The 26,642-nt window shown below is 74.2% G+C and carries 21 protein-coding genes; 9 read left to right on the top strand and 12 right to left on the bottom strand.

What is annotated here, in order from left to right; translation table 11 throughout:
- Positions 1–104 precede the first annotated feature (104 nt).
- Positions 105–1,736, top strand: a complete 1,632-nt coding sequence (gene rlmD, locus F593_RS21820; protein WP_022927147.1) for a 23S rRNA (uracil(1939)-C(5))-methyltransferase RlmD — start codon at positions 105–107, stop codon at positions 1,734–1,736.
- Positions 1,737–1,755: 19 nt separating this feature from the next.
- Here the strand turns inward: rlmD and F593_RS0102300 are convergent, their stop codons facing one another.
- On the bottom strand, positions 1,756–2,250 hold the full coding sequence (locus F593_RS0102300; protein ID WP_022927146.1) for a MarR family winged helix-turn-helix transcriptional regulator: 495 nt from the start codon (positions 2,248–2,250) through the stop codon (positions 1,756–1,758).
- A gap of 213 nt (positions 2,251–2,463) precedes the next feature.
- Here F593_RS0102300 and F593_RS0102295 point away from each other — a divergent pair, with 213 nt between their 5' ends.
- A complete protein-coding gene (locus F593_RS0102295) occupies positions 2,464–3,420 on the top strand; it encodes a zinc-binding dehydrogenase (RefSeq protein WP_022927145.1) in 957 nt (318 codons plus the stop codon).
- 48 nt (positions 3,421–3,468) lie between these two features.
- On the opposite strand, the gene F593_RS0102290 is transcribed toward F593_RS0102295, so the two are convergent.
- The 5 genes from F593_RS0102290 to F593_RS27650 all read right to left on the bottom strand — a co-directional run bounded on the left by F593_RS0102290 (position 3,469) and on the right by F593_RS27650 (position 9,866).
- Complete coding sequence (locus tag F593_RS0102290) at positions 3,469–4,242, bottom strand: hypothetical protein (protein WP_022927144.1); 774 nt, start codon at positions 4,240–4,242, stop codon at positions 3,469–3,471.
- Positions 4,215–4,820 carry a uracil-DNA glycosylase family protein gene (locus tag F593_RS0102285; RefSeq protein WP_022927143.1) on the bottom strand — a complete coding sequence of 202 codons (606 nt, stop codon included), beginning with the start codon at positions 4,818–4,820 and terminating at the stop codon, positions 4,215–4,217. The genes F593_RS0102290 and F593_RS0102285 overlap by 28 nt, the downstream gene beginning before the upstream one ends.
- Positions 4,821–4,956: 136 nt before the next feature.
- A complete protein-coding gene (locus F593_RS0102280; RefSeq protein WP_022927142.1) occupies positions 4,957–5,748 on the bottom strand; it encodes a phosphatase PAP2 family protein in 792 nt (263 codons plus the stop codon).
- Positions 5,749–5,790: 42 nt separating this feature from the next.
- A complete protein-coding gene (locus tag F593_RS27655) occupies positions 5,791–7,659 on the bottom strand; it encodes a hypothetical protein (protein ID WP_022927141.1) in 1,869 nt (622 codons plus the stop codon).
- Between the two features lie 125 nt (positions 7,660–7,784).
- Positions 7,785–9,866, bottom strand: a complete 2,082-nt coding sequence (locus tag F593_RS27650) for a PHP domain-containing protein (protein ID WP_022927140.1) — start codon at positions 9,864–9,866, stop codon at positions 7,785–7,787.
- Positions 9,867–10,041: 175 nt separating this feature from the next.
- On the opposite strand from F593_RS27650, the gene F593_RS0102265 reads away from it, so the two are divergent.
- Positions 10,042–11,274, top strand: coding sequence for a hypothetical protein (locus tag F593_RS0102265; protein ID WP_022927139.1), 1,233 nt, complete (start codon positions 10,042–10,044; stop codon positions 11,272–11,274).
- A gap of 122 nt (positions 11,275–11,396) precedes the next feature.
- Here F593_RS0102265 and F593_RS21805 read toward each other — a convergent pair whose 3' ends face one another.
- Together F593_RS21805 and F593_RS0102255 are read right to left on the bottom strand one after the other, a co-directional pair.
- The gene (locus tag F593_RS21805) at positions 11,397–12,530 is read right to left on the bottom strand and encodes an inositol-3-phosphate synthase (RefSeq protein WP_033205613.1); all 1,134 of its coding nucleotides are present in this window, start codon (positions 12,528–12,530) and stop codon (positions 11,397–11,399) included.
- Between the two features lie 244 nt (positions 12,531–12,774).
- On the bottom strand, positions 12,775–13,386 hold the full coding sequence (locus tag F593_RS0102255; RefSeq protein WP_022927137.1) for a CDP-alcohol phosphatidyltransferase family protein: 612 nt from the start codon (positions 13,384–13,386) through the stop codon (positions 12,775–12,777).
- Positions 13,387–13,627: 241 nt separating this feature from the next.
- Between F593_RS0102255 and F593_RS21800 the strand changes: the two genes are divergently transcribed.
- Positions 13,628–14,629, top strand: coding sequence for a decaprenyl-phosphate phosphoribosyltransferase (locus F593_RS21800; protein ID WP_245540764.1), 1,002 nt, complete (start codon positions 13,628–13,630; stop codon positions 14,627–14,629).
- A 110-nt stretch (positions 14,630–14,739) separates the two neighbouring features.
- On the opposite strand, the gene F593_RS0102245 is transcribed toward F593_RS21800, so the two are convergent.
- The gene (locus F593_RS0102245) at positions 14,740–16,884 is read right to left on the bottom strand and encodes a glycosyltransferase family 39 protein (RefSeq protein WP_022927135.1); all 2,145 of its coding nucleotides are present in this window, start codon (positions 16,882–16,884) and stop codon (positions 14,740–14,742) included.
- 103 nt (positions 16,885–16,987) lie between these two features.
- Here F593_RS0102245 and F593_RS0102240 point away from each other — a divergent pair, with 103 nt between their 5' ends.
- Positions 16,988–17,500: a MauE/DoxX family redox-associated membrane protein gene (locus tag F593_RS0102240; RefSeq protein ID WP_022927134.1), complete on the top strand. Its 513-nt coding sequence runs from the start codon at positions 16,988–16,990 to the stop codon at positions 17,498–17,500.
- A complete protein-coding gene (locus F593_RS0102235) occupies positions 17,497–18,093 on the top strand; it encodes a thioredoxin family protein (protein ID WP_022927133.1) in 597 nt (198 codons plus the stop codon). Before F593_RS0102240 ends, F593_RS0102235 begins: the two co-directional genes overlap by 4 nt.
- A 70-nt stretch (positions 18,094–18,163) precedes the next feature.
- Here the strand turns inward: F593_RS0102235 and F593_RS0102230 are convergent, their stop codons facing one another.
- A complete protein-coding gene (locus F593_RS0102230) occupies positions 18,164–19,180 on the bottom strand; it encodes a hypothetical protein (RefSeq protein ID WP_022927132.1) in 1,017 nt (338 codons plus the stop codon).
- 537 nt (positions 19,181–19,717) lie between these two features.
- Between F593_RS0102230 and F593_RS0102225 the strand changes: the two genes are divergently transcribed.
- Entirely contained in the window at positions 19,718–21,217 is a 1,500-nt protein-coding gene (locus tag F593_RS0102225) for an SDR family oxidoreductase (protein ID WP_022927131.1), read from the top strand.
- Here the strand turns inward: F593_RS0102225 and F593_RS21795 are convergent.
- On the bottom strand, positions 21,189–22,190 hold the full coding sequence (locus tag F593_RS21795; protein WP_022927130.1) for a LysR family transcriptional regulator: 1,002 nt from the start codon (positions 22,188–22,190) through the stop codon (positions 21,189–21,191). The genes F593_RS0102225 and F593_RS21795 overlap by 29 nt on opposite strands.
- 168 nt (positions 22,191–22,358) lie before the next feature.
- Here F593_RS21795 and ggt point away from each other — a divergent pair, with 168 nt between their 5' ends.
- Positions 22,359–24,239, top strand: a complete 1,881-nt coding sequence (ggt, locus tag F593_RS0102215) for a gamma-glutamyltransferase (protein ID WP_022927129.1) — start codon at positions 22,359–22,361, stop codon at positions 24,237–24,239.
- Positions 24,240–24,342: 103 nt separating this feature from the next.
- Here the strand turns inward: ggt and F593_RS29665 are convergent, their stop codons facing one another.
- Complete coding sequence (locus F593_RS29665) at positions 24,343–24,546, bottom strand: hypothetical protein (RefSeq protein WP_157251492.1); 204 nt, start codon at positions 24,544–24,546, stop codon at positions 24,343–24,345.
- Between the two features lie 176 nt (positions 24,547–24,722).
- On the opposite strand from F593_RS29665, the gene dnaK reads away from it, so the two are divergent.
- Positions 24,723–26,627, top strand: coding sequence for a molecular chaperone DnaK (dnaK, locus tag F593_RS0102205; RefSeq protein WP_022927127.1), 1,905 nt, complete (start codon positions 24,723–24,725; stop codon positions 26,625–26,627).
- Positions 26,628–26,642 lie beyond the last annotated feature (15 nt).

The following is a 26,642-nucleotide window of genomic DNA, read 5'->3' as shown; positions in this document are numbered from 1 at the left end:
GCGCGCCGGCCGGGCGGCAAGGACCACCGGGGGACGGCGCGCCGCGCGGACCGGCTTCCGGGCGCGACCCGCGCGGCGGCGCGGGTTCGTGCGACCCTTGGAGGATGGACGACGAGACGCCCCGCACCGATCCCGTGACCGCCGCGGACGCGTCCTCCTCCGCGGCCGCCACCCCCGAGGACTCGCCCGAGACGGGTCCGGTGGCGCAGGCCGCGGTCGCCGACGTGCTCGAGGACGCCCCGGAGACGGACGAGGCCGCCGTCGCGGCCGGGGCCCCCGTGGCGACGGAGGAGGCCCCGGCCGATGCGTCCGCCGCGGCCGACACCGGCACGGAGGCCCCCGCCGGCGGCGAGGCCCCCGCGAAGCGCCAGCGCCCCGCCCGCCCGCACCGGGGGGCGATCCTCGAGCTGTCCGTCGAGTCGCTCGCCCACGGCGGCAACGGCGTCGCGCGGACCGAGGGTGGCTGGGTCGTCTTCGTGCGCGGCGGCATCCCGGGCGACCGCGTGCGCGCGATGGTCACGAAGCGCAAGAAGGACTACGGCGAGGCGATCATCGAGGAGCTGCTCGAGGCGTCGCCCGAGCGCATCGACCCGGTGGCCGACCATCCGGGGGCCCCGTGGCAGGTGTTGCCCTACGAGCGCCAGCTCGAGATCAAGGCCGAGCAGGTCGAGGACGCCCTGCGCCGGCTCGGCGGGCACCACGACGTCGAGATCGAGCCGATCATCCCCGCCGTGGACCAGTGGCGGTACCGCAACAAGCTCGAGTACTCCTTCGGCGAGACCGCCGACGGGACGCTGCAGCTGGGCTTCCACGCGGCCGGGTCGTGGGAGAAGATCGTCCACATCGAGGACTGCCTGCTGGCGTCCGAGCTGGGCAACGAGGTCCGGGACCGCATCTACGCGTGGTGCGTGGAGCAGGGCCTGTCGAGCTACGACCGCAAGATCCACCAGGGGCTGCTGCGCAACCTCGTGGTGCGCGAGGGCGTCCGCACGGGCGAGGTGCAGGCCCGCATCGTGACCTCCGTCGGCGAGTTCGACGTCATGGGCCTCGCGACGTACCTCGACGAGCACATGAGCCGCCCGCTCACCGGCCTGCTCTGGACGCAGATGACGCAGCTCGGCGAGACGACGCAGGGCGGCGAGACGAGTCTGATCGCGGGCGAGGCCTACCTCCACGAGGAGATCCGCGGCCTGCGCCTGCGGATCAGCCCGGAGGGCTTCTTCCAGACGAACACCGTGATGGCCGAGCGGCTCTACGAGCTCGCCGCGGAGTACGCGGGGCTCGAGGGCTGGGAGCGGTTGTTCGACCTCTACTGCGGCTCGGGCTCGCTCGGCCTCACGATGGCCTCACGCGTCGGCGAGCTGATCGGCGTCGAGATCGTGGAGGAGTCGGTTCAGGACGCCGCCACGAACGCGCAGCTCAACGACATCCGCAACGCGAAGTTCCTCGCCTCGGACGCCCGCACGGGCCTGCCCGACGCGATCGAGCTCGCCGGGCGCCCCGACGTCCTCATCGTCGACCCGCCCCGCGCCGGCCTGGGGCCGCGCGTGTGCCGCCGGATCATCGAGGCGGCGCCGAAGCGCGTGGTCTACGTGTCCTGCAACCCGACGACGCTGGCGCCGGACGCCGCCCGCCTGGTCGAGGCTGGCTACGTCCTGCGCAAGGTTCGCCCGGTCGACCTCTTCCCGCAGACCCCGCACGTGGAGTGCGTGGCGGTGCTGGACCGCGTGGGCTGAGCCCCGCGCGGTCCCGCGGTCAGTCCGTCGGCTGGTCGTGCTCGAGCGCCTGCTCGTCCTGGCCGCCGGCCGTGGCGAGCGTGTGGTTGAAGCGGTCGATGAGCTCGGCGAGGCGCGCGACGTCGGCGCGGTCCCAGTCGGCCAGGCGGTCGTCGAGGTACTCGATGCGGGCCTGCCGGACGAGCTGGCGCTCCTCGCGCCCGCGGTCCGTGATCGAGACGATCGTGGCGCGTCGGTCCTCCGTGGAGCGCTCCCGGCGGACGAAGCCGCGGCGCTCGAGCGGGGCGATCTGGCGGGTGACCGTCGATGCGTCCAGGTCGAAGGCGACCGCGAGCTGGCTCATCGTCTGGTCGCCGCGGTTCTCGAGCAGCGCGAGCAGGAGGTAGCCCGAGCGGTCCAGCGGGGAGCGCGCGTTGTCGAGGGCCGCGACGCGCACCCGTTCGGAGCGGCGCGCCAGGATCGCCAGCTCGAGCTGGAGATGGTCGAAGGGGTCCCTCGGGTTCTCGGCGGCCATCGTGGCCCCGCAGCGTACTGCACGTGCACGATGCAAGGGTCACGGAGGAGCGGCAACGCGCCACGACGACGGTCCCCCTGGTGCGACGGGTCGGCGCCCCGGGCCCTCCCCGCGGCGCGAGGGCATCAGGCCCACCGGGGCCCGCCGTGACCGTCGAACCGGTGCTCGGGCGTGTCCCGCGGGATGCCCGTCGGCAGGGGGTAGGTTGGGGTGATGCGCGCCGCCACCATCCAGAACGGCGAGATCGCCGTCGCCGAGCAGGCCGACCCGACCCCGGGCCCGGGCGAGGTCCTCGTCCGCGTCCGCGCGGCGGGTCTCAACGGGGCCGACCTGCTCCAGGTCAAGGGGCACTACCCCGCGCCGCCCGGCCACCCGCAGGACATCCCGGGTCTCGAGTTCGCCGGCGAGGTCGTGGCTCGCGGCCCGGCGGCCGGGCGGTTCGCCGAGGGGGCCCGCGTGACGGGGATCACCGGCGGCGGCGGGCAGGCCGAGCTGCTCAAGGTCCACGAGCGCCAGATCACGCCGGTGCCGCACGGGCTGGACTGGGCCCAGGCCGGCGGGTTCTCCGAGGTCTTCACGACCGCGCACGACGCCATCGTCACCCAGGCGGGGCTGCGTCCCGGCGAGCGCCTGCTCGTCCACGGCGCAGCCGGCGGCGTCGGCACCGCGGCGGTCCAGCTCGGCCACGCCCTCGGGGCCCACGTCACCGCCTCGGTCCGCAACGGGGCGCTGCACGAGCGGGTCGCGACGCTCGGCGCCGACGAGGTCGTCGAGCCGGCGCTGCTGGCCGACCCCGAGCGCGAGGTCGACCCCTTCGACGTGATCCTCGAGCTCGTGGGCGCCCCGAACCTCGACACGAATCTGCGCCGCGTGGCCGTGGGCGGCCGGATCGTGGTGATCGGCGTCGGCGCGGGGGTCAAGGGCGAGCTGAACCTCATGCGCCTGATGAGCGCCCGCGCGCGCATCATGGGCTCGACCCTCCGCGCCCGTCCGCTGGAGGAGAAGGCGATCGCCGCCCGCCACGTCGAGCGCGAGGTGCTGCCCCTCGTGGAGCGCGGCGCGATCACCGTGCCGGTGGCGGCGACCTTCGGCCTGGACGACGCCGCGGCGGCCTACGCGCGGTTCGCCGAGGGCGGCAAGCTCGGGAAGATCGTCCTCACGATGGACTGAGGACCGGCAGGCGGCGCCTGGGCGCGGCGGTGGGCGCGGTCGCCCGCCTCACCCGTCGCGGCGCCCGGCCCCGCGCCCCTCGAGTCCGCCGGCGCGCCACCACCGCGGCAGGGCGTCGAGCTCGGCGAGCAGGAATCCCGCCGCGACGAACGCCGTGGCGGGCATGGCCCGGTCCGTGCGCCACTCGAGCAGGTAGGCGAGCAGCAGGCCGGCCGTCATGCCGAGCGCGGCGCCGGCGGGACGCAGGCGCTCCCGCACGGCGTAACCCTGGAGCGCGGCCAGGAAGAGGACGGTGGCGATCGTCACCTGGCCCGCGGCGGTCTCGGCGCTCCACGAGGGCAGCTCGAGCAGCAGCGGGTCGCCGCCGGAGAGCGGCTGCGGCCACGACCGGGCCGCCCCGCTCGCCAGCGTCGTCCACGCGTCGACCACCCCGACGACGACGGGCAGGCCGAGGACGAACGCGCCGAGGTCGAAGACCCGGGCGAACACGAGGCCGAGCGCGATGCCCAGCAGGGCCTCCGGCACCGTGCCCGTGCCGTGGGCGCCGGCGGCCGCGGCGGCGGCGGTCAGCACCAGGCCGACGCCGGCCAGGACGCCGAGGCCGACGGGGGACCGCACGAGCGGTCCGAGCGCGTAGGTCAGCGCGCCGAGCAGCGCGAGCGGCGGGACGGCCGCGACGAGCGACGCCCGCGCGGGCGGCTGCAGCTCGGGGAGGCTCCGCGCCAGCACCGTCAGGACCCCGAGTGCGAGCAGGACCCCGGCGACGGCACGCAGCCGGGCCGGGGAGGTGCGGGCTAGTACGGCGGCAGCGCGTCGTGCCACGCGCCGAGCTCCCGGAACGCGGTCCAGAACGCCTGCTTCGCGCCCAGCTCGTCGAGCGCGCCGTCGAGCGGGGGCGTCACGAGCACCTGGCAGGCGGGCGTGAAGCGTTGGACGACACCGGGCGTGTCGCGGACGTGCTCCGCGAGCGGCACGCCCAGGCCGTTGAGGACCTCGACCGCGTCGGAACCCATCACCACGATGATCCGTGGTTGCACGATGGCGATCTCGTCGAGCACGAACTCCGCGCCGCCGCGGTGGGCGGGGGCGGCGTCGGCGTCCTCGGCGGGCCACTTCACGCAGACCGTGCCGTAGACGGTCGACGGGTCGATCCCGAGGCGGCCGAAGCTCTTCAGGAGCGCCTGGCCGGTACGGCCGTAGAACGCGACCCCCTCGTCGAGCTCCTCCCGTGAGGGGTGGTGCTTGAGGAGCATGACGTCCGCCTGGGGGTGCCCCGAGCCGATGACGGACACGGTCTCCCCGTCGGGACGCGCGTCCTGCACGTCGTGGTTGAGAGCGTTGATCTCACGGATCGCACGCTCGAGGTACTTCTCGTGGATCTCGTCGTCGGTCACGGGCATCGCCGCTTGGATTGACCCACGGTGTCCCGCGTCCTCGCGAGTGCAGCCCCCGTTGCCGGATGCAGCAAGTCATGCTGCACGCGCTCGCGGGGAGGAGTTCCGGACTGCACGGCGGACACCCCCTCGCGCGCGGGTTCTAGGAGGCCGCGCCCTCGGGCACGGCCCGCCTCGAGAACTGCCACGCGTGCGGCCGCAGCATGCCGAGCCGCCGCGCGACGAGGGCCGAGATCGCGACGGCGAGCGCGCCGAAGACGCCGTCGAGGAAGAAGTGGTTGCCCGTCGCCATCACGACGAACAGCACGAGCAGCGGGTAGAGCGCCCACAGCACCCGGCTGACCCGACGCTTCGACAGCCGCGCGAGCGGGACGCCGATCATGAGCGCGAACCCGACGTGCATCGACGGGACCGCCGCGTACGGGTTGTAGAGCTTGCCGACGTTGGAGTTCTGGTCGGACGGATCCACGTTCGTGAGCTCGGCGACCGCGTCGTGGATGCCCAGGCCCGGGACGAGCCGCGGCGGCGCCGTCGGCATCGCGATGTACCCCACGAGGGCGAGCACCCACGCGCCGAGGAACATGTTGCGCACGAACCCGAACGCCTGGTTGTGCCGGATGTAGATGTAGATCATCGCCCCGAACGTCACGGAGAACTGGGCGTTGACGTACATCAGGCTCGACAGGTCCATCAGGCCCGGCACGCTCTGGGCGAAGGACTGGACCCCCGCCTCCATGTCCAGGTGCAGCGCCTGCTCCGTCGAGACGATCCAGTCGGCGTTGGCGAACGCCTGGCTCGCACCGATCTGGTCGCCCACCGCCCCGCGGGTGCTCTGGTAGAGCACGTAGGCCACGGCGACGACGACGAGCTGCACGAGCGCATCGACGATCCCGTTGGGGAGGAAGCGGCGGGGGCGGGTCAGGGCGACGGGCATCGGGGGGACGATCGGTCGGGGCGACCGTCTCCACCGGGAGGACTACGGGGTGCAGTCCGACCGCGAGGGCGCTCGCCAGGGCACCGAGGGACCGGTACCCACCGAAACGGTACCGGGTGCATCGGTTCGGATCCGTGCCCACCCTCCGGATCCCCGCGCCACGCACGCCCGCGCGCCGGGCGCCGTCGTGCTCGCGCGCAGGAACGGGCTCCAGCGCACCCGCAGGTCGACGAGCCCGGCGCGGGGAACGGCGACGACGGCTTCGCCGGCGGTGAGCCGGACGACCCGGGGGTCCGGGCTGTTCCGCGGCCTGGCGCGGCCCGGGCGAGACGCGGGACGCGGGGTGGCGTCCGGCGAAGCGGGGGCCGCCGGAGTGCCCGTCTGCGGCGCCGGGCCGTCGTCCGCGGGGCGCGGGCCGTCCGTGTCCCCCGCGCCGCTCCCCGTCCCGACCCACGTCGCCAGGGGCCGCGCGCCCTCCACCCGCCACAGGGTCCAGTGCGCGTTCGACCACGCGCGCTGCAGACCGGGGACGCGCCCGGCGCGCAGGAGCGCCACCTCGTCGCGCGAGGCCTCGTCGGTCGGGGCGTCGGGCAGGGCGACCCACGCGACGGCGTGGTCGTCGAGCCACCGCCGGTACTCGGCGGGGGAGAGCGGCGGGCCGTCCGGGCGCAGGTCGGCGTAGAAGCGCGCGTTGCGGTCGCGGTCGAGCTGCCGGATCCACCCGCGGGCGATCGGGATCTCCGGCGGCAGCCACCGCGCCTCGCCGCGACGGGCGGTCGGCGGGACCTCGACCCGTCCGGGCTCCCGGGCCAGCCGGGCGTCGAGCGCCGCACGGGCCGGCGCCCAGTACGCCACGCCGGCGCTCGGGTCGCCCCACGCCTGCGTGGCGTCGCGCACCGGCGGATACCACTGCCAGTAGAGGAGCGGGAGCGCCAGGAGGGCGAGCGCGACGGGCCGCCGCCCCCAGAGCGCGCCGGCGAGCAGCGGTCCGCCGGCGAGCGCGGCCAGCCGGGTCGCGTTGCCGCCCATGGGGGTTGCGAGCAGCCCGGAGAGCAGGACGGCGACGAGGTACAGCGCGACGCCGATGCGCAGCGTCCGGGCGTCGCGGGGCAGCGCCACCAGGGCCAGGGCGAGGACCGCGACGCCGGGCCACAGGGCCGAGGCGACGAACGGCTCCGAGCCGCCCGTCGGGAACCCGAGCGCGAGCGCGAGGGCGGCCGCGAACGCGGCGCCGGCGGTCACGAGCGCGACGGGGTCGGTGCGCCGGTCGGGTGCCGCCACGCCGCCCAACCACCACGCGCCCGCGACCAGCGCGAGGAAGAGCGCGGCCACCGGCGACGCCAGGGCCGTGAGGACGGCGCCGACCGCGCCCGCGGCGACGCGCCGGGGGGAGAGGCCGGCCGAGGGCGGTACCGGGGCAGAGGCCGGCACCGGGGCGCGGCCGGCGGAGGCCGCCTCCGGGGCGTCGCCGCGGTCGCCGGCGGGCCGCACGGCGGACGGTCGCACCGCCACGAGCGTCAGCAGCGCGACCGCCGTCCCCAGCACGAACGTGATCCGCCCCGTGAACAGCAGTCCGCCGACGCCCGCGGCGAACCACCACGCCGCCACGGTGCCGCCGCGGCCGGGCCACGCCGCCCCGGCGAGGCGGGCGAACGCCCAGGACGCGACGACGGCCGCGCCGGCGCCGATGAGGGTCGCGCCCAGGACGAGCCCGAGCAGCGGCATCAGCACGCTGTAGCCCGGCAGGTGATGGCCGCCGAACCATGAGAGGTCGAAGAGCCAGACCCCGTCGCGGGCGACCTGGATCCGGTGCTCCTGCGCGGCGAGGTCGGTCGTCGGCGGCGCGGTCGCGACGTACAGGAGCGCCAGGAGCGCGGTCAGCGCCCACGGCGGGGGAAGTCGCCGCCGCACCCGGCCCAGGATACGGCGGGGGCCCGCGGTGGCGGGCCGTCGCGTCGGCCGCAGGCCGTCGGCGCCGCGGGCGGGGCGGTCGGCGGCCTCCGGGGCGCAGGCGGTCGGTGCCCGACCCGGGGACGTCAGCCGCGGGTCGCCCGGCGCACGCGGCGCTCGCGCACGAGCTTGCGCGCCGGGGCCGGCACGGCGACGGTCTCGAGGAACTTCAGCGCCTGCACGTAGACGAGCGTGCCCGACTTCGTGGAGATCTCGGCGCGGGAGAGCGAGGCCAGGAACTCCTCCGGGCCGTCGAAGTCGTGCATCCGCAGCCGCACGGAGCCGAGGCCCTGCGCCACGTGGCTGTCGGAGCCGGCGCCCGCGACCATCCGGTACTTGTGGGCGAACCGCGCGGCCTCCTCGTTGAAGGCCCCGATCGCCACGCGTGGGTTGAAGACCTCGACCGCGTCGATGTCGTCGACGATGTCGAGCATGTGCTCGTAGTCGGGCACGGAGTGCATCCGGTCGAACGGGTGCGGCACGTAGACGAGCCCGCCCTGGCGGCGGATGTCGGCGATCGCCTCCTGCAGCGTCACGCCCTTGGGGATCTTCTCCTCGATGAACAGGCCGATGACCTCGCCCTGGTCGGCGGTCTTGACCTCCTCGCCGATGATGATCTTCACGCCGTACTCCGCGGCCTTCGCGGCGGCCTCGTGCGCGCCGGAGACCTCGTTGTGGTCCGTGACCGCGATCGCCCCGAGGCCCTGCTTGCGGGCGGCGTCCAGCAGCACCTCGACGGGCGTGGCGCAGTCGCCGCTGTGGTCCGTGTGCATGTGCAGGTCGACGTCGATCAGCGGCCGCTCGCGCAGCCGGGCGATCACCGCCGGGTCGAACCGGTCGGGGTCGTGCCGGCGGGCGCGCAGGCCGGTGTAGCGGTCGAGCACCCAGCCCGCGTAGTCGTCCCAGTCCTCCGCGACGGCCGGGTCCTCCCGCTCCGTCGCCCGCAGGGCCGCGAGCTCCTCCGGCCGCGCGATCAGCCGCTCGAGCTGCGCGACGAGCACGTCCACGTCGCCCGGCTCGAACAGCGGCCCGCGACGGCCGCCCTCCGTCAGCTCGTCGTGCACGTCGATCCGGCTGGCGACGGGCACCGCCCCGAGCTCGAGCGCCTCGACCAGCAGGTGCGGGGCGGGCCGCGTGCCGCTCGACGCGAGCACGACCACGTCGGCGTCCTCCGGCAGCGGCCCGGCGGGGGCGAACGTCACCCGCGCCCGCTGCTCCGGCGTCAGGCTGCTCGTCCCCGGGCCCGGCGCGATCGTCTCGTGGTCGGGCACGACGATCGTCGCCCGCCACGGCAGCGCCAGGTCGAGCCGCCGCACGGCCCGCAGCGTCAGCCGACGGGCGGGACGCTCCTCGTCGAGCGGGAGGACGAGGTGGACGGGCGCGGGGGAGGGCGCCTCGGTGGCGTCGACCTCGGGGGTCGTGGCGGCGGTGGGGACGGCGTCCGTCGCCGGGGTCGCGGCGGGGTCGGTGGCCGTCGCGGCGTCGGCAGCGGGGGCCTCGGCGTCGCGCGCGCCGGCGCGCGTGGCGCCCGGCGGCGGCGGGACCCGGGGCGCGTAGCCGCGGCCGATGGGGAAGGAGCGGGCGACGAGGGCCGCGGTGGCCGAGCTCGTGGCCAGGCGGTCGTCGAGGCGGCCCAGCAGCCGCTCGGAGCGCTTGCGCAGCATGTCGCTGCCGCCCACCCCGCCGCCGCTGCCGACGCCCATGCCCGCGATGAACCGCTCAGCGGGCAGGTGGAAGGTGCCGATGTTCAGCGTGCGGCTGTGGCGCAGCGCGGCGGTCGACACCGAGGGGCCGAACGGCTCGTGCACGTGCACGAGGTCCAGCGGCATCCCGCTCAGCGCGTCCTCGACGGTGCGGGCCGCGTCGACGGCGAGCGTCGGCGCGCGGTCGACGCCGGGGATGCCGAGGCCGCCGACCCACGCCTCGCCGACGGCCAGCACCACGGGCGGCGCGCCCGGAGCCGGCACGAGGCCGGCGGCGTCCGCCTGCAGCAGGCGGCGCGTCTCGGCCACGCGGACGTGGTCGCGCGAGGCGGCGAGGACGACGATCCGGTGCCCGTGGGCGGCCAGCTCGTCCGCCAGGCGCAGCACGTGCGCGGTCACCGGATGCTCCGCCTCGAGCGGGTACGGCGTGACCTGGGCGATCGCCAGCGACTCGATGACGGACACCCCGGGAGCATAGGCCAGTGCCCGGGGCGTTCCGTGGCCGCGGCGCGCGAGGCGTGCCCCGTTCCGGGACGCCGCGACCCGGTTGCGGCCGGGTCATCCGATCGGGGGACGACGTCCGTCCCCTATTGGTGGAGAACCGGGTCCTGCCGTGGCGGGATGCCGCTACCTTGGCGTCATGAACATCAAGACGCGCGGTGTACACCGCTCCCTGACGAAGACGGCGGCGTCCCTGGGCGTCGTGGCGACGGTCGGCGCCCTGGGCGTCTCGGCGGCGTCCTCGACGGCCGCGGAGCCGGACAACCAGGCCACTCCACGGGTCAACTCCGGCTCCTGCGCGTCGAGCTACAACAACCCGAACTACTTCAACAAGTACGGCGCCAAGCAGCAGACGATCGTTCCCGACGGCCAGGTGACCGAGCCCGAGTTCTCGCTCGACGGCCGCACGAACAAGCGTCTCGCGTTCGTCTCCACGGGCGAGAACGTCGCGCCCGGCGCGATCCAGCCCGGCGTGCGCAACGTCTACGTGACGAGCCGCACCGGCAAGGCGGGCAACGAGGGCGCGCCGTGGCTGAAGGGCGCCACGACCCTCGTCTCGCAGGGACAGGGTGGCCCGGCCAACGGTGACTCCTTCGCGCCGTCGCTCTCCGGCTTCACGGCGCGCGGCGACCGCGCGGCCGGCCCGGCCAAGATGGCGTTCCTGTCCAAGGCGACCAACCTTCCCGGGGGCAACCCGGGCGGCGTGAGCGCGTACGTCGCGGGCTCCGCGGGGGGCGGCATCAAGCGCCTGAAGGTCCCGGGCGAGGCCACGGGCGTCGGCATCTCGGGCGACTCGAAGGTCTTCTACGTCACGACGACGACGGGCATCTACATCGTCAAGGGCAGCGGCGCGGGCAAGCGGCTCGCGGCCGGTGGCGGCATGAGCTCGCCGACGACCACGCTGAACGGCAAGCAGGCGGCGTACGGCCAGAACGGCGTCATCTACACGATCACCGAGAAGGGCAAGCGGAAGAAGATCGTCTCGGGCCAGGACCCCCAGGCCGACGGCGGCTTCCCGAACGGCGGCCCGCAGCAGGGCGCGGTGCGCGCGGTGTCCTACACCCGCGGCGGCAACGCCTACAAGTACGGGATCATCGCCACGAGGTCGGCGAAGGGCGAGAAGCGCCTGGGCCGCGCGGACACGCCGACGTCGATCAACGGCGGCGGCAGCGCCACCGCCTTCGGCAACGGCACGTTCGCCTGCCTCATCGTGCAGGTGCTCGACTCGGGCAAGAAGGGCGGCTACGCCATCCCGCAGGGTCAGTGCCCGACGGGTGACGTCTCCGACGTCGGCGTGAGCACCCGCTACAACTACCTCGCCTTCAGCTGCACCGGCGGCGGCCTGTACCTCCACTACGTCGGCGGCAAGTAGCCCCACGACGCACGACGGCCCGGGGCGCGAAGGCGCCCCGGGCCGTCCGGGTCCCGCGCCACCCGACGGGCGCGCGGGGCGTGCGGTCGACCGTCCCGCGGGACGGCCGACCGGGTGAGTGACTAGGCCGTGGCGGCGGACTCCGCGGTCTCGCCGGCGGGAACCTTCGGGGCCTGCGCGCCGCCACCGTTGCGGTGGTTGTCGGCGATGAACTGCTCCGTGTCGTTCCGGGCAATGTCGTCCGGGCGCTGGTTCTGCGGCGACTTCATGAGGTAGGACGACGGGCCGTCGAGCTGGCCCGCGACGCCGTTGTTCAGGCCGAGCTTGATCAGGCGGGCGGCGTCGATGATGACGCCGGCGGAGTTCGGGGAGTCCCAGACCTCGAGCTTGAGCTCCAGGTTGAGCGGGACCTCGCCGAAGGCCTTGCCCTCGAGGCGGATGTGCGCCCACTTGCGGTCCGTCAGCCACGGCACGTAGTCCGACGGGCCGACGTGGACCTGGTCCGCGGGGATCTCGATGCCGGCGACCGAGGTCACGGCGTTCGTCTTGGAGATCTTCTTCGACTCGAGGCGCTCGCGCTCGAGCATGTTGAAGAAGTCCATGTTGCCGCCGACGTTGAGCTGCGACGTGTTCTGCAGCTTCACGCCGCGCTCGTGGAAGAGGCGGGCCAGCGCGCGGTGGACGATCGTGGCGCCGACCTGCGACTTGATGTCGTCGCCGATGATCGGCAGGCCCTTCTCCTGGAAGCGCTTGTCCCAGTACTCCTCGCGAGCGATGAAGACGGGGATGCAGTTCACGAAGCCACAGCCGGCCTCGAGGACCTGCTCGACGTAGTGCCGCGTGGCGATCTCGGACCCGACGGGCAGGTACGAGACGACGACGTCGGTCTTCGTGTCCTTGAGGATCTGCACCATGTCGGCGGGCTCGCCGTCGGCCTCGGTGACCTTCTGCTTCAGGTACTTGCCGAGGCCGTCGTTCGTGGTGCCGCGGTAGACGGGCACGTCCTGGTGGGGGACGTCCGCGAACTTGATCGTGTCGTTCGGAAAGGCCCAGATGGCCTCGGACAGGTCCTTGCCGACCTTCGTCTCGTTGATGTCGAAGGCGGCGGTGAACTCGATGTCGGAGACGTGGTAGCCGCCGAGGTCGACGTGCATGAGACCCGGAACGGCCTCGTCGCCCTTGGCGTTCTTGTAGAACTCGACGCCCTGGACGAAGGAGTTGGCGCAGTTGCCGACGCCGATGATCGCGACGCGCACCTTGTCGCGCTGGTAGCGGCCGGTGTCGTTCTGGGCCGCAGCGGTCCCGTTTGTGGTGCTCGTGCTCACGGTGATTCTCGAAGTCCTAGGTCTCGGGGAAGCCGGCGGCTCGGGCCCCGAGAGCGGACCGCCGCAGGGCGATCGTTGCCGGGTCGGCCGTCCCGCCGGCGGGAGGCTAGAGCCATGAACCCCGCTCGGACGAGCCGGTTACAACCCCGGGTAGCCGGACCCGGCCCGCGGGCGCTCAGCCCTGGCCGGGCGTGTTCAGCTGCTGGCGCACGTGCCACATGCGCTGCAGCGTCGTGAAGATGCCCAGGCCCGCGAGGAGCCAGATCGAGGCGGGGAGCAGGTCGAGGCCGTCGATGAGCTCGTTCCCTCCGAGGACGAGGCCGATCGAGAGGATCACGACGCGGACGGCGCGGCTGCCGATGCCGGCCTTGCCGTCCAGGCCCAGGCCCTCGGCGCGGGCGCGGGTGTAGGAGACGAGCAGCGAGAAGACGGCGGCCAGGGCGGCGATGCCGGCGTTGACGTCGTCGGCGTGCTTCGCGAAGACCATGACGATGGCGGCGAGGACGATGCCCTCCTCCATGCGGTCCAGCGTGGAGTCGAGGAACGCGCCGAAGCGGGTGCCCTTGCCCGACATCCGCGAGTAGCGGCCGTCGAGGGTGTCCATCACGGAGCCGAGGATGAACGCCACGCCCGCCAGGACGTAGTGCTCCTGCCACACGAGGACCGCGGCGATGATGTTGCCGATCAGGCCGGCGATCGAGATCGCGTTCGGCGTCAGCGGCAGGTCCACCAGCCACTGCTGGAACTTCGTGCGGTCGGGGCTCTGCGTGTCGGCGGGGGTGCTCATGGGGCGGGGAGAGCGTACGACGAAGACCCGACGGCCGCCGGGCGGGGGTGGCGTGGGCCGTCGTCCAGGGCGGTCGTGGGCCGTCGATCGGGGGGACCGCGGGCCGTCGGCCGGGGCGGTCGGGGACCGTCGTCGGGGACGGGTGCGGGCCGTCGTCCAGGGCGGTCTCGGGCCGTCGGCCGGGGCGGCCGAGGACCGTCGGCCGGGGCGGTCGCGGGCCGGATCGGGCAGACTGACCGGCGTGTCCGGCGAAGCACCAGGGTCCCTGAGCGACGTGCCCGTGCCCGGGGCCGCCGCGGCGCCCGGCCCGGGCGCGACGCCCGACTCCGCTGCCTCCGATCCGGGGCCGCCCGCCGACCCGCCGGTGCGGACCGCCGGCTCCGTCGCCCGCGGGCTCGTCCGCACCGCGCGGCCGAAGCAGTGGATCAAGAACGTCCTGGTCTTCGCGGCCCCGGCGGCCGGCGCGGGCCTCAGCGACGGCGGGGTCGTCCGCGACGCCCTCCTGACCTTCGTGGCGTTCTGCCTCGTCTCGAGCGCGACGTACGTGCTCAACGACGCGGGCGACGTCGCCGCGGACCGCAACCACCCGACGAAGCGCCACCGGCCGATCGCCTCCGGCGCCGTGCCCGTCCCGATCGCGCTGGCCGCGGTCGTCGTGCTGCTCGCGGCCGGCCTCGGGCTCGCCTACGCGATCTCGTGGCAGCTGGGGCTGCTGCTCACGGCCTACAAGGCGCTGACGATCGCCTACACGTTCCGCCTGAAGCACACGGCGATCGTCGACATCGTGGTCGTGGCCACCGGGTTCGTGGTCCGCGCGGTCTCGGGCGGCGTGGCGGTCGACATCGAGCTGTCGGAGTGGTTCCTCGCCGTCACGTGCTTCGGCTCGCTGTTCATGGTCGCCGGCAAGCGCCACGGCGAGCTGCTGCAGGTCGGCGAGGGCGGGGGGACCCGCAAGGCGCTCACCCAGTACACGGTGGAGTACCTGCGCTTCGTGGTGACGATGGCCGCGTCCGTGACCGTCCTGACCTACTGCCTGTGGGCGTTCGAGCACCCCAAGACGAGCGACATCCCGTGGTGGGGCCTGTCGATCGTGCCCTTCGTCATGGGCATCATGCGCTACGCGCTGCTCGTCGACCAGGGCCGTGGCGGCGCCCCGGAGGAGCTCGTCATCCGCGACCCCGGCCTGCGCCTCATCGGCCTGGCGTGGGTCGCGCTGTTCCTCGGGTCGGTCTACATCCACTGAGGCCGCGCGTCGCGCCCGGCCCGCGCGGACGAGCCCGGGCCGGCCGCGGCGACCGGGCCGGTGCCGAGCGGGCCGCGGGCGGCGTCGCCGAGCGCGCCGCCCCTGACGCCTTACGACTGCTCCGGGACCACCCTCGGCGTGCAGTCCCGCAGGCGGTAGACCCGCATGGACGGGCCGGGGCGCTCGTAGCGGAGCTGGCCGAAGTTGAAGGCCATGTCGTACTGGAAGTAGTGCTTCGCCTCGGGCCCGTCGAAGGGGTCGATCTCGAAGCGCAGGTCGGACTGCTGCTCGAGGGCGCGGTAGTACTTGACGGCCTCGGGCACGCGCCTCGGGTTGTTCATCACGCGGCCGGATTGGAGCGAGCCGGAGACGATCCAGCAGGCGCCCTTCTCGCGGTAGAAGTCGAGCATCCCGGGGAAGAGCGTGAAGCCGTGGTTGGCGAAGTCGGCGGCGCGGCGGATCTTGCTCGCCAGCTCGGGGTGCTTCTTGATCAGCGCGCGCTTGTCGTCGCCCGTGCGGGTCAGGCGCTCCCAGCGGTAGCCGGCGCGGGAGTACTTGCTCTGCAGGACGGCGGCGTCGGCGTACCACTCGCGCGGCACGACGGGCTCGACCACGATCGTCGTGCGGGCGGGGATGTTCTCCACCATCCACTTGCGGGCGGTGGTGCGGGTGTCCTCGCGGGTGAGGACGACGTCGTTGTGGACGACGAGCACGAGGCCCTGGGCGAGCACGACGAGGACGCCGACGGTCCCGAGCGCCACCCGCACCCGGCCGCCGCGGGTTCCTGCCCGGTTCAGCAGCCAGGTCCCGAGCCACACGGCGCCGGCGGCGGCCAGGATCGCCAGGAGGGGGTACACCGGCATGCCGTAGCGGGCGAAGTAGCGGCCCTGGGCACCGACGTAGGCGAAGAAGATCAGCGGGGCGGGGATCAGCAGCAGCGCCTGCCAGCGGTCGCGGAGCACGCCGCGGACCCCGCCGACGACGGCCAGCACGAGGGGCAGGACGCCGAAGCCCCAGAGCAGCGTCCAGGCGTAGTAGCGGTAGCCCGAGCGCTGCGTCTCGCCGAGCAGCAGACCGCCCTTCGTGTAGTCCGAGAGGTGCTCGACCTCGTCCAGGAAGAAGCCCGGCCGCAGCACGGCGTAGGGATCGAGGACGAAGAAGCAGACGAACCCGGCGATCGCGGCGAGCACGAGCCCGCCGACGGCGGCGCCGACGTGCGGGACGCGCCGCGGCTTGGCGGACGTGCCGCCGGACTCGGCCGCGCCGACCAGGCGCGTGGTGGCGGAGGCGCGCTCGCGGCGGTCGTCCGCGGTCACGTCGACGTCGCGGGCCCGCAGCGTGGCGGGCCGCCAGCCGAGCGCGTGGATCGCGGCGGCGGTGAGCAGGGGCAGGCCGACGAACGCGGCGTTGTACTTCAGCCCGAACGCGACGCCGATCGCGGCGCCCGCGATGAGGTAGTCGCGGCGTCGGCCGAACCGCACCACGCCCGCGATCGCCCACAGCGCCAGGGCGGTCGGCGCCAGCGAGGGCCCGTCGTTCAGCGCGAGGTGCCCGTAGTGGGTGGGCAGGAACGCGAACGCGAGGATCGCGGCGGCGACCAGGCCGACGCGGCGGTCGAAGAGCCGCGCGCCGGCGGCGTAGAGCAGCGCGATCGCGGCGGTCGACAGCACCGCGGCCGAGATCCGCGCGATGGCCCACACGGACTCCGGGTCGGTGTTCCAGGCGCGGACGACCCCGTCGCTCCCACCCTTGAGGACCCACAGGACCGCCGCGAACCACTCGATGAGGCCCGACGGGTTCAGCTGGTAGTCCGGGTCGAGGGAGTTCTCCTGGAAGAACGCCACCGCCCGGGGGACGAAGTGCGAGCGCTCGTCGAGGTTGTAGGCGTAGGGCAGGCCCCAGCGGATGCCCCACAGGCGCAGCGCCAGGCCGGCGAGGACGACGACGGCCAGCGCGATCAGCCAGGGGAGCGCGGAGCGGCCGCCCGCGACGCGGCGGGTGGGCGCCTTCGGGCCGGCGGGCGCGGTCTCGCGGTCCGCGCCGTCGGGGGCCGCGGGGGAGGCGCCGGGCGTCGCGGGGGAGCCGTCGGATGTCGCGGGGGAGCCGTCGGACGACGCGGGGGACGCGCCGGACGACGCCGGGGAGGCGCCGGATGACGCGGCTCCCGGGGAGGCGCCGCCGTCGGTCGTGTCCGCGGGCCCCGCCTCCGGGTCCTCCGACGGCGTGGGGCCGGGACGATCGCCACCAGTCTGCATCGCGCTGGACTGTAGCCGCGGGGCGACGGACGCCGCCGACCCGGCGCGCCGTCGGGCGGGCGCAGGGACGGGCGCGGCGAGCGCGCCAGCTACCCTCGATCGCATGTCCCTGGCCCTCACGCTGCTGCTGGCCGGCACGATGGTGCTGGCCGGGATCGCGAAGCTCCGCGACCCGGACGGCCTGGTCGTGGTGCTGCGTCGGGTGGTCGGCCACCGCGTGCCCGGGCGTGCCCTGGCGCGCTCCCTCGCCGCGGTGGAGATCGCGTTGGGCGTCGCGCTGGTTCTCGCCGCCGGGTCGCCGGTCCCCGCTGCGGCGACGGCGGTCCTGCTCGTCGCGTTCTCCGTGGCGCTCCGCGTCGCGGACGACCGCGCTCCGCAGGCCCTCGCCGCCTGCAACTGCTTCGGTGCCGCCGGCGACGCGCCCGCGGGCCAGGCGCTCCTGCGCAACGCCGGCCTGATCGTCGCCGCGGTCGTCGTCGCCCTGACGCCGCCCGGCGCGCCGTGGTCCGTCGCGGCCGACGAGCTGGCCGGCGCGGCGACGGTCGCGATCGGGCTGACGTGCCTCTGGCAGCTCGCGACGCTGGCCTGGCGCCTGCGTCCGGGGGCGCTGGCGTGAGCACTGTCTGGGTCGTCTCGTCCGTCCTCGCCTGGGTCGTCATCGCCCTGCTCGTGGCGGTCGTGCTCTCCCTGCTCCGGCAGACCTCCGAGCTGCGGCTGCGCCTCGACGAGTTCGACGGCGGCGAGCTCTTCGAGGCGCCGGACGACGACGCGCGGCTGCACGAGGCGGTGACCGCGGTGGCCGTGCCGGTGGTCCCGGCGCCCGCGGTCGACGGGACCACGGCCGCCGACCCGCCCGTGCTGACCCTCGGCGGCCTGCAGGACCGCCCCGCGCTGCTCGTGTTCCACTCGCCGGGGTGCCACGGCTGCGTCGGTGTCGAGGAAGCGGTCGAGGAGCTCGCGACGGAGGCCCCCGACGCGCGGATCGTCAGCGTGCTGGCGCTCCGGCGCGACGACGCGGCGGCGCACCTGCGCCGTCGGCCGCTCCCGGGCGTGCCGACCGTCTCGATCGACGACCTGCCGCGGGAGCTGCGCCGTCCGTCGACCCCGTCGATGCTGGGGCTGTCGCGCGACGGCACGATCGCCCTGCTCGGTCGGCCCGACGGGGTCGACGGCCTGCGCCGTGCGGCGCAGGCGACCTCGGCCGCCTGACGTCCGCGGCGACGCCGGGCCCAGGGGCCGGGACGCCGCACGCGGCCGGGGCGGCGCCCCGGCCGCGGCCTCAGCGCTTCTTGCGCCGCGGCGGCGGGCCGGTGCGGGAGAGCGGCTTGCGGGTGTCGCGGTGCAGGCCCGTCTCGAGCATCCAGCCGCGGGTGCCCTTCGGCAGCGCCTCGGAGCGCACGATCTCGACGAAGCTCCACTCGACGCAGCAGCGGCCGTAGGAGGGCGCCCAGCGGCGGCAGATCTCGTCGACGACGTCGCCCGGCTCGACCCAGCCGAACGCGGTCGAGTTGAAGGAGAGCCGCAGGTAGTAGTCCTCGAAGTTCGAGGCCTTGCGGTTGGCGGCCTTGCGGATCCGCCGGCGCAGCGGCTTCGTGCGGCAGCGGATGTCGTCCAGCGGCGGCCCGCCGCAGTCGTCGTGGCCGCACGCCTTCTGCGAGGCCGCGGGGTCGCGACAGTCGAAGTCCTTGCGGGCGGGGCCGCACAGGAACCCGTCGTTCTTCGGCTTGTCCTCGTAGTCCGGGGCCGCCTTCGAGTACGTCGTGCCGTCGATCTCGAGCGGGATCCAGCCGCTCTTCTTCGAGCGGACGTCGTCGCCGGGGTAGCCCCAGATCCACCCGTTGATCGCCGGACGCATCGGCGGCGCCCCGCAGTTCGGGGCCTCGCGGGCGCTCTGGCGGGCGAAGTGGGCGCCCTCGTGGACGAAGACCTCGTCGCCCGCGTTCGTCAGCACGATCTCGGCGTCGGGGTGCGGGCCCTTGCGGACGGCCACGCCGGTGCGACCGAGCTTCTTCGTGTTCGGCTCCGTGCCCACGACGACGTAGGGCGAGTAGCAGACGGCCACCTCGTCCTGGCCGACGGCGCCCTTCGGGACCCGGTCGTTCGGGACGGTGCGGAAGTTCTCCTCCGGCCACGGGATCCGCGGCTCGCTCGTCGCCTTGGAGTCGTCGCCGCAGCCGATGAGGCCGCCGGCGGAGACCGCGGCGGTGCCGAGGCCGACGGCCCCGACGAACTGGCGGCGGGAGGCGGGGCGGGCCAGGCGGTCGCCGGCGCGGCGAACGAGGGCGTCGAAGGTCACGGGGGAGCGGTTCCTCGGGCGTCGGGAGCGGGGACGCGCGCGGCGGGCCGGCGGCTCCGGCCCCGCGACGGCGCGGGTCGCGGGGGACCATAGCGGCGCGGCGCCACGTCGGGCGCGGCCGGCCCCCGGGACGGCGAACCGCGACAGGGGGCGCCGGCCGCGCCGGAAGCACAGACGCATCGCGGGGGTATGTCCCTGGGGACATGTTCCATGTCGTGAGAGACATGTCCCCGTGACGGGTGTGCGGTTCGAGATCGGCACGGGTGCCCGACGCGCCCGTTCGAGATCGGCACGGTGCCCGACGCGCCCGTTCCACGCCTGTGCGCGCACGCACGACGCTTCGCCGCCCCGGCTGCGACCATGAGCAGTCGGTCCTCCTCCGACGCCCACCCCACCGCCGCGTGCGACGCCGGGGGTCGTGGCCGTCCACCCGGGCCCGCGGACGGACGTTCGGGGACGCACGGGCAGGGTCGACCGGGACTCGCCGGGCGCCGTAGGCTGCCTGGCCGCAAGCGGCAGGACGGGAACGGCAGGCGCATGAGCACGACGGAGCAGCAGGGAACCGCGGAGGGCGACGAGGCGACGCCGGGCCGCGACGAGGCGACCCCGGGCATCGACCCGCGGGACCTCGAGGTCGCCCTGCGCGTGCTCGCCCAGGCGGACGCCCTGCCGTCGGAGCACCCCGACGCCGTCACGCTGCAGCGGGCGACGTCGTCCCTCTACAAGACCGCCCGCCGCCGCCGGCGCTCCGAGCGCCGCCAGGCGATCACCGCGCACGACGAAGCGGTCACGAACCTCACGGCCACCGGCGCCGCGGGACGGATCGACGACGAGACCCAGGGCCTGCCCCTCGTCTCGCAGGCGAAGGGCGCGATCGCGGGCGTCCTGCTGGAGGACCGCTCCTGCTACGTCTGCAAGACGGGCTACCGGGAGGTCGACGCCTTCTACCACCAGCTCTGCCCGGAGTGCGCGGCGTTCAACCACGCCCGCCGCGACCAGCGCACCGACCTGACGGGCAAGCGCGCGCTGCTCACCGGCGGCCGGGCGAAGATCGGCATGTACATCGCGCTGCGCCTGCTGCGCGACGGCGCCGACCTGACGATCACGACGCGGTTCCCGCGCGACGCCGTCCGCCGCTTCTCCGCGATGGAGGACAGCGCGGAGTGGATCGACCGCCTGCGCATCGTCGGTCTCGACCTGCGCGATCCCGCCCAGGTGACGGCGCTGGCCGACGACGTGGCCTCTCGCGGACCGCTCGACATCCTCATCAACAACGCGGCCCAGACCGTGCGGCGCTCCGCGGAGTCCTACGCGCTCCTGGCCGACGCGGAGGCCGCGCCCCTGCCGGGCGGCACGATCCCCGAGGTCATGACGCTCGGCCGCCCCGGCGACGTGCGGCCGACGAGCCTCTCGGAGTCCGCGGGTGACCACTGGAGCCCGACGCCGCAGGCCGTCGCCGCGATGGCGCTCGAGGCCCGCGCCGCGACCCCGGCGCGGATCGCCGCCGGCACCGCGATCGACGCCGGCGGCCTGGTGCCCGACCTGCACGACACGAATAGCTGGGTGCAGACGCTCGGCGAGGTCGACGCGATGGAGATGCTCGAGGTGCAGCTCTGCAACGCCACGGCGCCCTTCATCCTCATCAGCCGCCTGCGCGCGGCACTCCGGGCGTCCCCGGCCCGCCGCACCTACGTGGTGAACGTCTCCGCGATGGAGGGGCAGTTCGGCGGCCGGTGGTACAAGGGCGCCGGGCACCCCCACACGAACATGGCGAAGGCCGCGCTGAACATGCTGACGCGCACGAGCGCGCGGGAGATGCTCGAGGAGGACGGCATCCTCATGACCGCCGTCGACACGGGCTGGATCACGGACGAGCGGCCGCACCCGCAGAAGATGCGGCTGGCCGACATCGGCTTCCACGCCCCGCTCGACCTGGTCGACGGCGCGGCGCGCGTCTACGACCCGATCGTCCGCGGCGAGGCCGGGGAGGACGTCCACGGCGTCTTCCTCAAGGACTACTCCGCCGCGCCCTGGTAGGGGCGTCCCTCGGGGCGCCGGGCCCGCCGGCCGCCACGCGCGGACGGCCGGCCGCCGGCGGGGCGACGACGGTCGCGCCGGTCACGTCGACGTGCCGCACGATGTCGAGGACGAGCGCGACGACCTCGTCGGCGAGGGGGTGCTCGACGTCGCGCCGACGGGCCAGCGCCAGGGTCGCGGGGGCGGCGTCGACGAGCGGCACGAAGGCGATCTCGGGCCAGGCGTAGTAGCGCGTGACCACCGCCGGCGCGGTGTCGATGCCCTCCCCGTGGGCGATGAGGAGCAGCCAGTCCTCGAGCTTGTCGCCGTGGTGCGGGCTGAGCCGCGGGCGTGCGCCGAGCTCGTCCGTGAGGGCCCAGAAGTCGCGCCACGGCTCCTGCACCTCGTGGGGCTGGGTGATGAACGTCTCGGCGGCGAGGTCGCGCGGGCGCAGGCTCGCCCGGCGGGCGAGGGGGTGGTCCGCTGCCAGCACGACGACGCGCGGCTCCCGCAGGAGCGGGACGAACTCGATGTCGGGGTGCTTCAGCGGCAGGTAGACGAACGCGAGGTCCGCGAGGCCGTGCAGCAGGCCGTCGAAGACGTCGGTGAAGTCGAACGCCCGCACCTCGACCCGCACGTCGGGGCGGCGGCTGCCCATCCGGCCCAGGAGGGCGGCGAGCAGGTTGCCGGGCGCCGGCCCGAGCGTCCCGATCGTGAGCCTCCCGGCCTCGCCGCGGCAGAGCGCCCGGACCCGGTCCAGCGTGACGTCGAGCGCGGCGAGCTGCTCCCGCACGTCGGTCAGGAGGGCCTCGCCCCCGGGCGTCAGCCGGACCCGACGGGTGCTGCGGACGAACAGCGGCCCGCCGACCTCGGCCTCGAGGTGCCGGATCTGCGAGCTGAGCGCGGACTGCGCGAGGTTCAGGCGCGCGGCGGCCCGGGTGAAGTGGAGCTCCTCGGCGACCGCGACGAAATAGCGCAGCTGACGCAGCTCCATGCGTTCCAACCTAGGGCGTCGGGGTGCCGCGGGTGCGCACGAGCGCTCGTCACGGGGACGATCGTGGGGCGTCCGACGGGTGCGGCCGCCGATTGTGCGCGCAGGACGCTCGACTGAGCGCGACTCGGCGTTGTGCCGGCCGGCCGGCGAGGCCGAGGATGCTCGCCCATGACGCGTGATCCCCTCCGTTCGAAGAGCCCCCGCACCCGACCCGGCCTGAAGGCCGGGGCGGCCGCCGGGGTGGTGGTCCTGTCGCTCGCGGGGGCGGCGGCGGGCCTCGCGCAGTCCGGCGACTCCCGGCGGCCGGCCGCCGCCCCGTTCGGGGAGCCGACGGCCCGCAACACCGACCCGGGGGAGGGCATCACCGCCGTCGCGGGCGACCGGGCGACGGGTTGGGCCGGGCAGAAGCGCTCGGAGGTGCTCGCCCGCAACGGCATGGTCGCGACGAGCCAGCCCCTGGCGACCCAGGCCGGCCTCCGGATCCTCCAGGAGGGAGGCAACGCGGCGGACGCGGCCGTCGCCGCCGCGGGCGTGGCCTCGGTGGTGGAGCCGCTGAGCACGAACCTCGGCTCGGATACCTTCGTCCTCTACTGGTCCGCGAAGAAGAAGCAGCTCTACGGGCTGAACGCCAGCGGCTGGTCGCCGAAGGCGTGGACCCCGGAGTACTTCCGCGCCAAGGGCGCCGACGCGGAGAGCGGCGTGCCGCTGCGCGGCGCCGACTCCGTCACGGTGCCCGGCAGCGTCGACGGATGGGACCGCCTGCTCAAGCGCTTCGGCACGAAGGGCTTCGACGAGGTGCTGAAGCCCGCGGCCGAGGTGGCCGGGCAGGGCTTCGGGATGACCGAGCGCGAGCGGGGCGACTGGCTGCCCTGGGTCGACGACCTCAAGAAGGACCGCGAGACGGCCCGCGTCTACCTGCGGCGCGGACAGGCCCCGCCGCTGTACGGCACGTTCCGCAACCCGGGCATGGCCCGGGCGCTCAACACCCTGCGCCGGGAGGGCCGCGACGCCTTCTACGAGGGCCGGATCGCCGACGCCATCGTGCGCAAGGTCCGGGCGGGCGGCGGGGCGATGACGAAGGAGGACCTCTCCGCGTTCCGCTCGGAGTGGGTGAAGCCGATCAGCACGGAGTACCGCGGCCACACCATCCACGAGATGCCGCCGAACTCGCAGGGCTTCGCCGTGCTGGAGACGCTGAACATCCTGGACCAGTGCGCCCCGCGGCTCGGGATCGACCTGAAGAAGGCCGGCCCGCGCTCCCCGCGCTTCTGGCACATGATCGTCGAGGCCAAGAAGCTGGCCTTCGCCGACCTCGAGCGCTACAACGCCGACCCGCGCACCACGCCGGTCCCCGTCGACCGTCTGATCTCGAAGTCCTACGCGGCGTCGCTCTGCGGGCGCATCGACCCCAAGCGCGCCTCCGTGCCCGCCCCGGCGCCCGCGCCCGAGCAGAAGGGCGGGACGGTCTACCTCACCGTCGGCGACCGCTGGGGCAACATGGTCTCCTTCATCAACAGCGTCTACTACCCGTTCGGGTCGGCCGTGACGGTCCCGGGCTACGGCTTCCTGCTGCAGAACCGCGGCAACGGCTTCTCGCTCGATCCGTCCAGCCCGAACGTGGTCGCGCCCCGCAAGCGGCCCTTCAACACGATCATCCCGGGCTTCGTGACGAAGGACGGCAAGCCGACGCTCGCCTTCGGCAACATGGGCGGTCCCGTCCAGGCGCAGGCGCAGACCACGGAGCTGGTCAACATGCTCGACCTCGGCATGAACGTCCAGGCCGCGGGAGACGCCGCCCGCTTCAGTCACGACCAGGACTCGAACACGCTCAGCCTCGAGCCCGAGCTCTACGACCTCGTGGGCAAGGGGATGCGCGCGATGGGGCACAAGGTCGTGAGCGCCCGCGGCGGGGACCTCGTCGCCGGCGGCTACCAGGCGATCCACGTGACCCGGCGCGGGCGGACCGCCACGACGGGCACGAAGCCGCTGGGCGGGGTCTACCGCGCCGGCTCGGACCACCGCAAGGACGGCGCCGCCGCCGGGTGGTGAGCGGGGCTCCGGCGCCGCCCGCGCCGCCCGTTCGGCCCTCGTGGTCGAACGGTTCCTGACGCCCGCTTCGCCCACGGGGCCCCTCGGCCCCCGGGGCCGCCGCTCAGCGGCGGTCCCGCACCTCCACCACGACGTCGCGGAGCCCCGCGGCGTCGGTGGTGACCGCCCGCGGGGTCAGCACGCTGGTCACGGCCGCCCCGACGGGCGCGAGCACGGCCACGATCGTCAGCGTCGCGATCATCGCGGCGAGCACGAGCAGCACCAGCGCGGCACGGACACGGCGGTTGGCTTCTGGACGAGAGCGCACGCCCGGGTCATCGGCCGGGCCGCCGCGAACCTGCGCCCGCCGGACGGCCCATCCGTCCGTGTTCGCCGTCCGTGGTTGTGGGCACAGAGAGGAGAAGCCCCTTGGTCGATCGCCGAAGATCTGCCATACTCGCACTCAGATTTCACGCAGGACCGTTTGGAAGCTAGGAGCGCCACATGGGCAAGATCATCGGTATCGACCTGGGCACGACCAACTCGTGCATGGCCGTCCTCGAGGGCGGTGAGCCGACCGTCATCGAGAACGCGGAGGGTGGTCGCACGACCCCGTCCGTGGTGGCGTTCGCGAAGGGCGAGCGTCTCGTCGGCGCCGTCGCCAAGCGGCAGGCCGTCACGAACCCGACGAACACCATCTCGTCGGTCAAGCGCTTCATGGGCCGCAAGGAGGCGGAGGTCCGTGAGGAGGAGTCGATGGTCCCGTACAAGGTCGTGGCCGGCCCGAACGGCGACGCGCGCATCGAGGCCGAGGGCAAGCAGTACTCCCCGCCGGAGGTCTCCGCGATCACCCTGGCGAAGCTGAAGGCCGACGCCGAGGCGTACCTGGGCGAGACGGTCGACGGCGCGGTCATCACCGTCCCGGCGTACTTCAACGACGACCAGCGGCAGGCGACGAAGGACGCCGGCAAGATCGCCGGCCTCGACGTCAAGCGCATCATCAACGAGCCGACCGCGGCCTCGCTGGCCTACGGCCTCGACAAGGAGGCCGACCAGACGATCCTCGTCTTCGACCTCGGCGGCGGCACGTTCGACGTGTCCGTGCTCGAGATCGGCGACGGCGTGTTCGAGGTCAAGTCGACCGCGGGTGACAACCACCTCGGCGGCGACAACTTCGACAAGACGATCGTCGACTGGCTCGCGGGCGAGTTCAAGCGCGACCAGGGCATCGACCTCAAGAACGACCCGATGGCGCTCCAGCGCCTGTTCGAGGCGTCCGAGAAGGCGAAGATCGAGCTGTCCTCCGCGCAGGAGACGCAGATCAACCTGCCCTTCATCACGGCCGACGCCTCGGGCCCGAAGCACCTCGACGTCCGCCTGACCCGCGCGAAGCTCACCGAGCTCGCCGGCGACCTGCTCGACCGCCTCGTCGCGCCGGTCCGCCAGGCCATGGACGACGCCAAGGACAAGGGCGCCTCCAAGATCGACCACATCGTGCTCGTCGGCGGCATGACCCGCATGCCGGCGGTGCAGGAGAAGGTCAAGGAGCTCACGGGCAAGGAGCCGCACCGCGGGGTCAACCCGGACGAGGTCGTCGCCGTCGGCGCGGCCGTCCAGGCCGGCGTGCTCGCCGGTGACGTCAAGGACGTCCTGCTCCTCGACGTGACCCCGCTGACGGTCGGCATCGAGACCAAGGGCGGCGTCATGACGAAGCTCATCGAGCGCAACACCACGATCCCGACCCGCAAGAGCGAGGTCTTCTCGACCGCGGACGACAACCAGCCGTCCGTCGAGATCCACGTGCTCCAGGGCGAGCGCGAGATGGCGAGCTACAACAAGTCGCTCGGCAAGTTCCAGCTCACCGGCATCCCGCCGGCGCCCCGTGGCGTGCCGCAGATCGAGGTGACGTTCGACATCGACGCGAACGGCATCCTCAACGTGTCGGCGAAGGACCTGGGCACGGGCAAGGAGCAGAAGATCGAGATCAAGGCCGGCGGTGGCCTGACCGACGAGGAGATCCAGTCCATGGTCTCCGACGCCGAGACGAACGCCGAGGCCGACAAGAAGGCGCGCGAGCTGGCCGAGGCCCGCAACGTGGCCGAGCAGGGCGCGTACCAGGCGGAGAAGCAGCTGGCCGACCTGGGCGACCAGGTCGACGAGACCTCCCGCAAGGAGATCGAGGACGCGATCACCGAGGTCCGCACGGCCCTCGAGGGTGACGACGCGGCCGCGATCACCGCGAAGCGCGAGGCGCTCGAGCAGGCCTTCCACAAGGTCTCCGAGCAGCTCTACCAGCGCGCCCAGGAGCAGCAGGGCGACGCGGCCGACGGCAACGGCGCCGGTCCCTCCGGGGCCTCGTCCTCCGACGAGGAGGACGTCGTCGACGCCGAGGTCGTGGACGAGAAGTAGGCCCCGGCCCGCGAC

Source organism: Patulibacter americanus DSM 16676 (assembly GCF_000420025.1).
Classification (GTDB): Bacteria; Actinomycetota; Thermoleophilia; order Solirubrobacterales; family Solirubrobacteraceae; genus Patulibacter; species Patulibacter americanus.
The sequence above is the reverse complement of the archived record's forward strand: the minus strand, read 5'-3'. Positions and strand labels throughout refer to the sequence as shown.

What these genes read in the sequence shown, in the direction of transcription:
- F593_RS0102255 (WP_022927137.1), bottom strand. Translation starts at nt 13,386, where the DNA reads ATGAGCACCCCCGCCGACACGCAGAGCCCCGACCGCACGAAGTTCCAG.
- F593_RS0102300 (WP_022927146.1), bottom strand. Translation starts at nt 2,250, where the DNA reads ATGGCCGCCGAGAACCCGAGGGACCCCTTCGACCATCTCCAGCTCGAG.
- dnaK (WP_022927127.1), top strand. Translation starts at nt 24,723, where the DNA reads ATGGGCAAGATCATCGGTATCGACCTGGGCACGACCAACTCGTGCATG.
- F593_RS0102225 (WP_022927131.1), top strand. Translation starts at nt 19,718, where the DNA reads ATGAGCACGACGGAGCAGCAGGGAACCGCGGAGGGCGACGAGGCGACG.
- rlmD (WP_022927147.1), top strand. Translation starts at nt 105, where the DNA reads ATGGACGACGAGACGCCCCGCACCGATCCCGTGACCGCCGCGGACGCG.
- F593_RS21795 (WP_022927130.1), bottom strand. Translation starts at nt 22,190, where the DNA reads ATGGAGCTGCGTCAGCTGCGCTATTTCGTCGCGGTCGCCGAGGAGCTC.
- F593_RS0102265 (WP_022927139.1), top strand. Translation starts at nt 10,042, where the DNA reads ATGAACATCAAGACGCGCGGTGTACACCGCTCCCTGACGAAGACGGCG.
- ggt (WP_022927129.1), top strand. Translation starts at nt 22,359, where the DNA reads ATGACGCGTGATCCCCTCCGTTCGAAGAGCCCCCGCACCCGACCCGGC.
- F593_RS0102295 (WP_022927145.1), top strand. Translation starts at nt 2,464, where the DNA reads ATGCGCGCCGCCACCATCCAGAACGGCGAGATCGCCGTCGCCGAGCAG.
- F593_RS0102285 (WP_022927143.1), bottom strand. Translation starts at nt 4,820, where the DNA reads ATGCCCGTGACCGACGACGAGATCCACGAGAAGTACCTCGAGCGTGCG.
- F593_RS0102240 (WP_022927134.1), top strand. Translation starts at nt 16,988, where the DNA reads ATGTCCCTGGCCCTCACGCTGCTGCTGGCCGGCACGATGGTGCTGGCC.
- F593_RS0102245 (WP_022927135.1), bottom strand. Translation starts at nt 16,884, where the DNA reads ATGCAGACTGGTGGCGATCGTCCCGGCCCCACGCCGTCGGAGGACCCG.
- F593_RS0102280 (WP_022927142.1), bottom strand. Translation starts at nt 5,748, where the DNA reads ATGCCCGTCGCCCTGACCCGCCCCCGCCGCTTCCTCCCCAACGGGATC.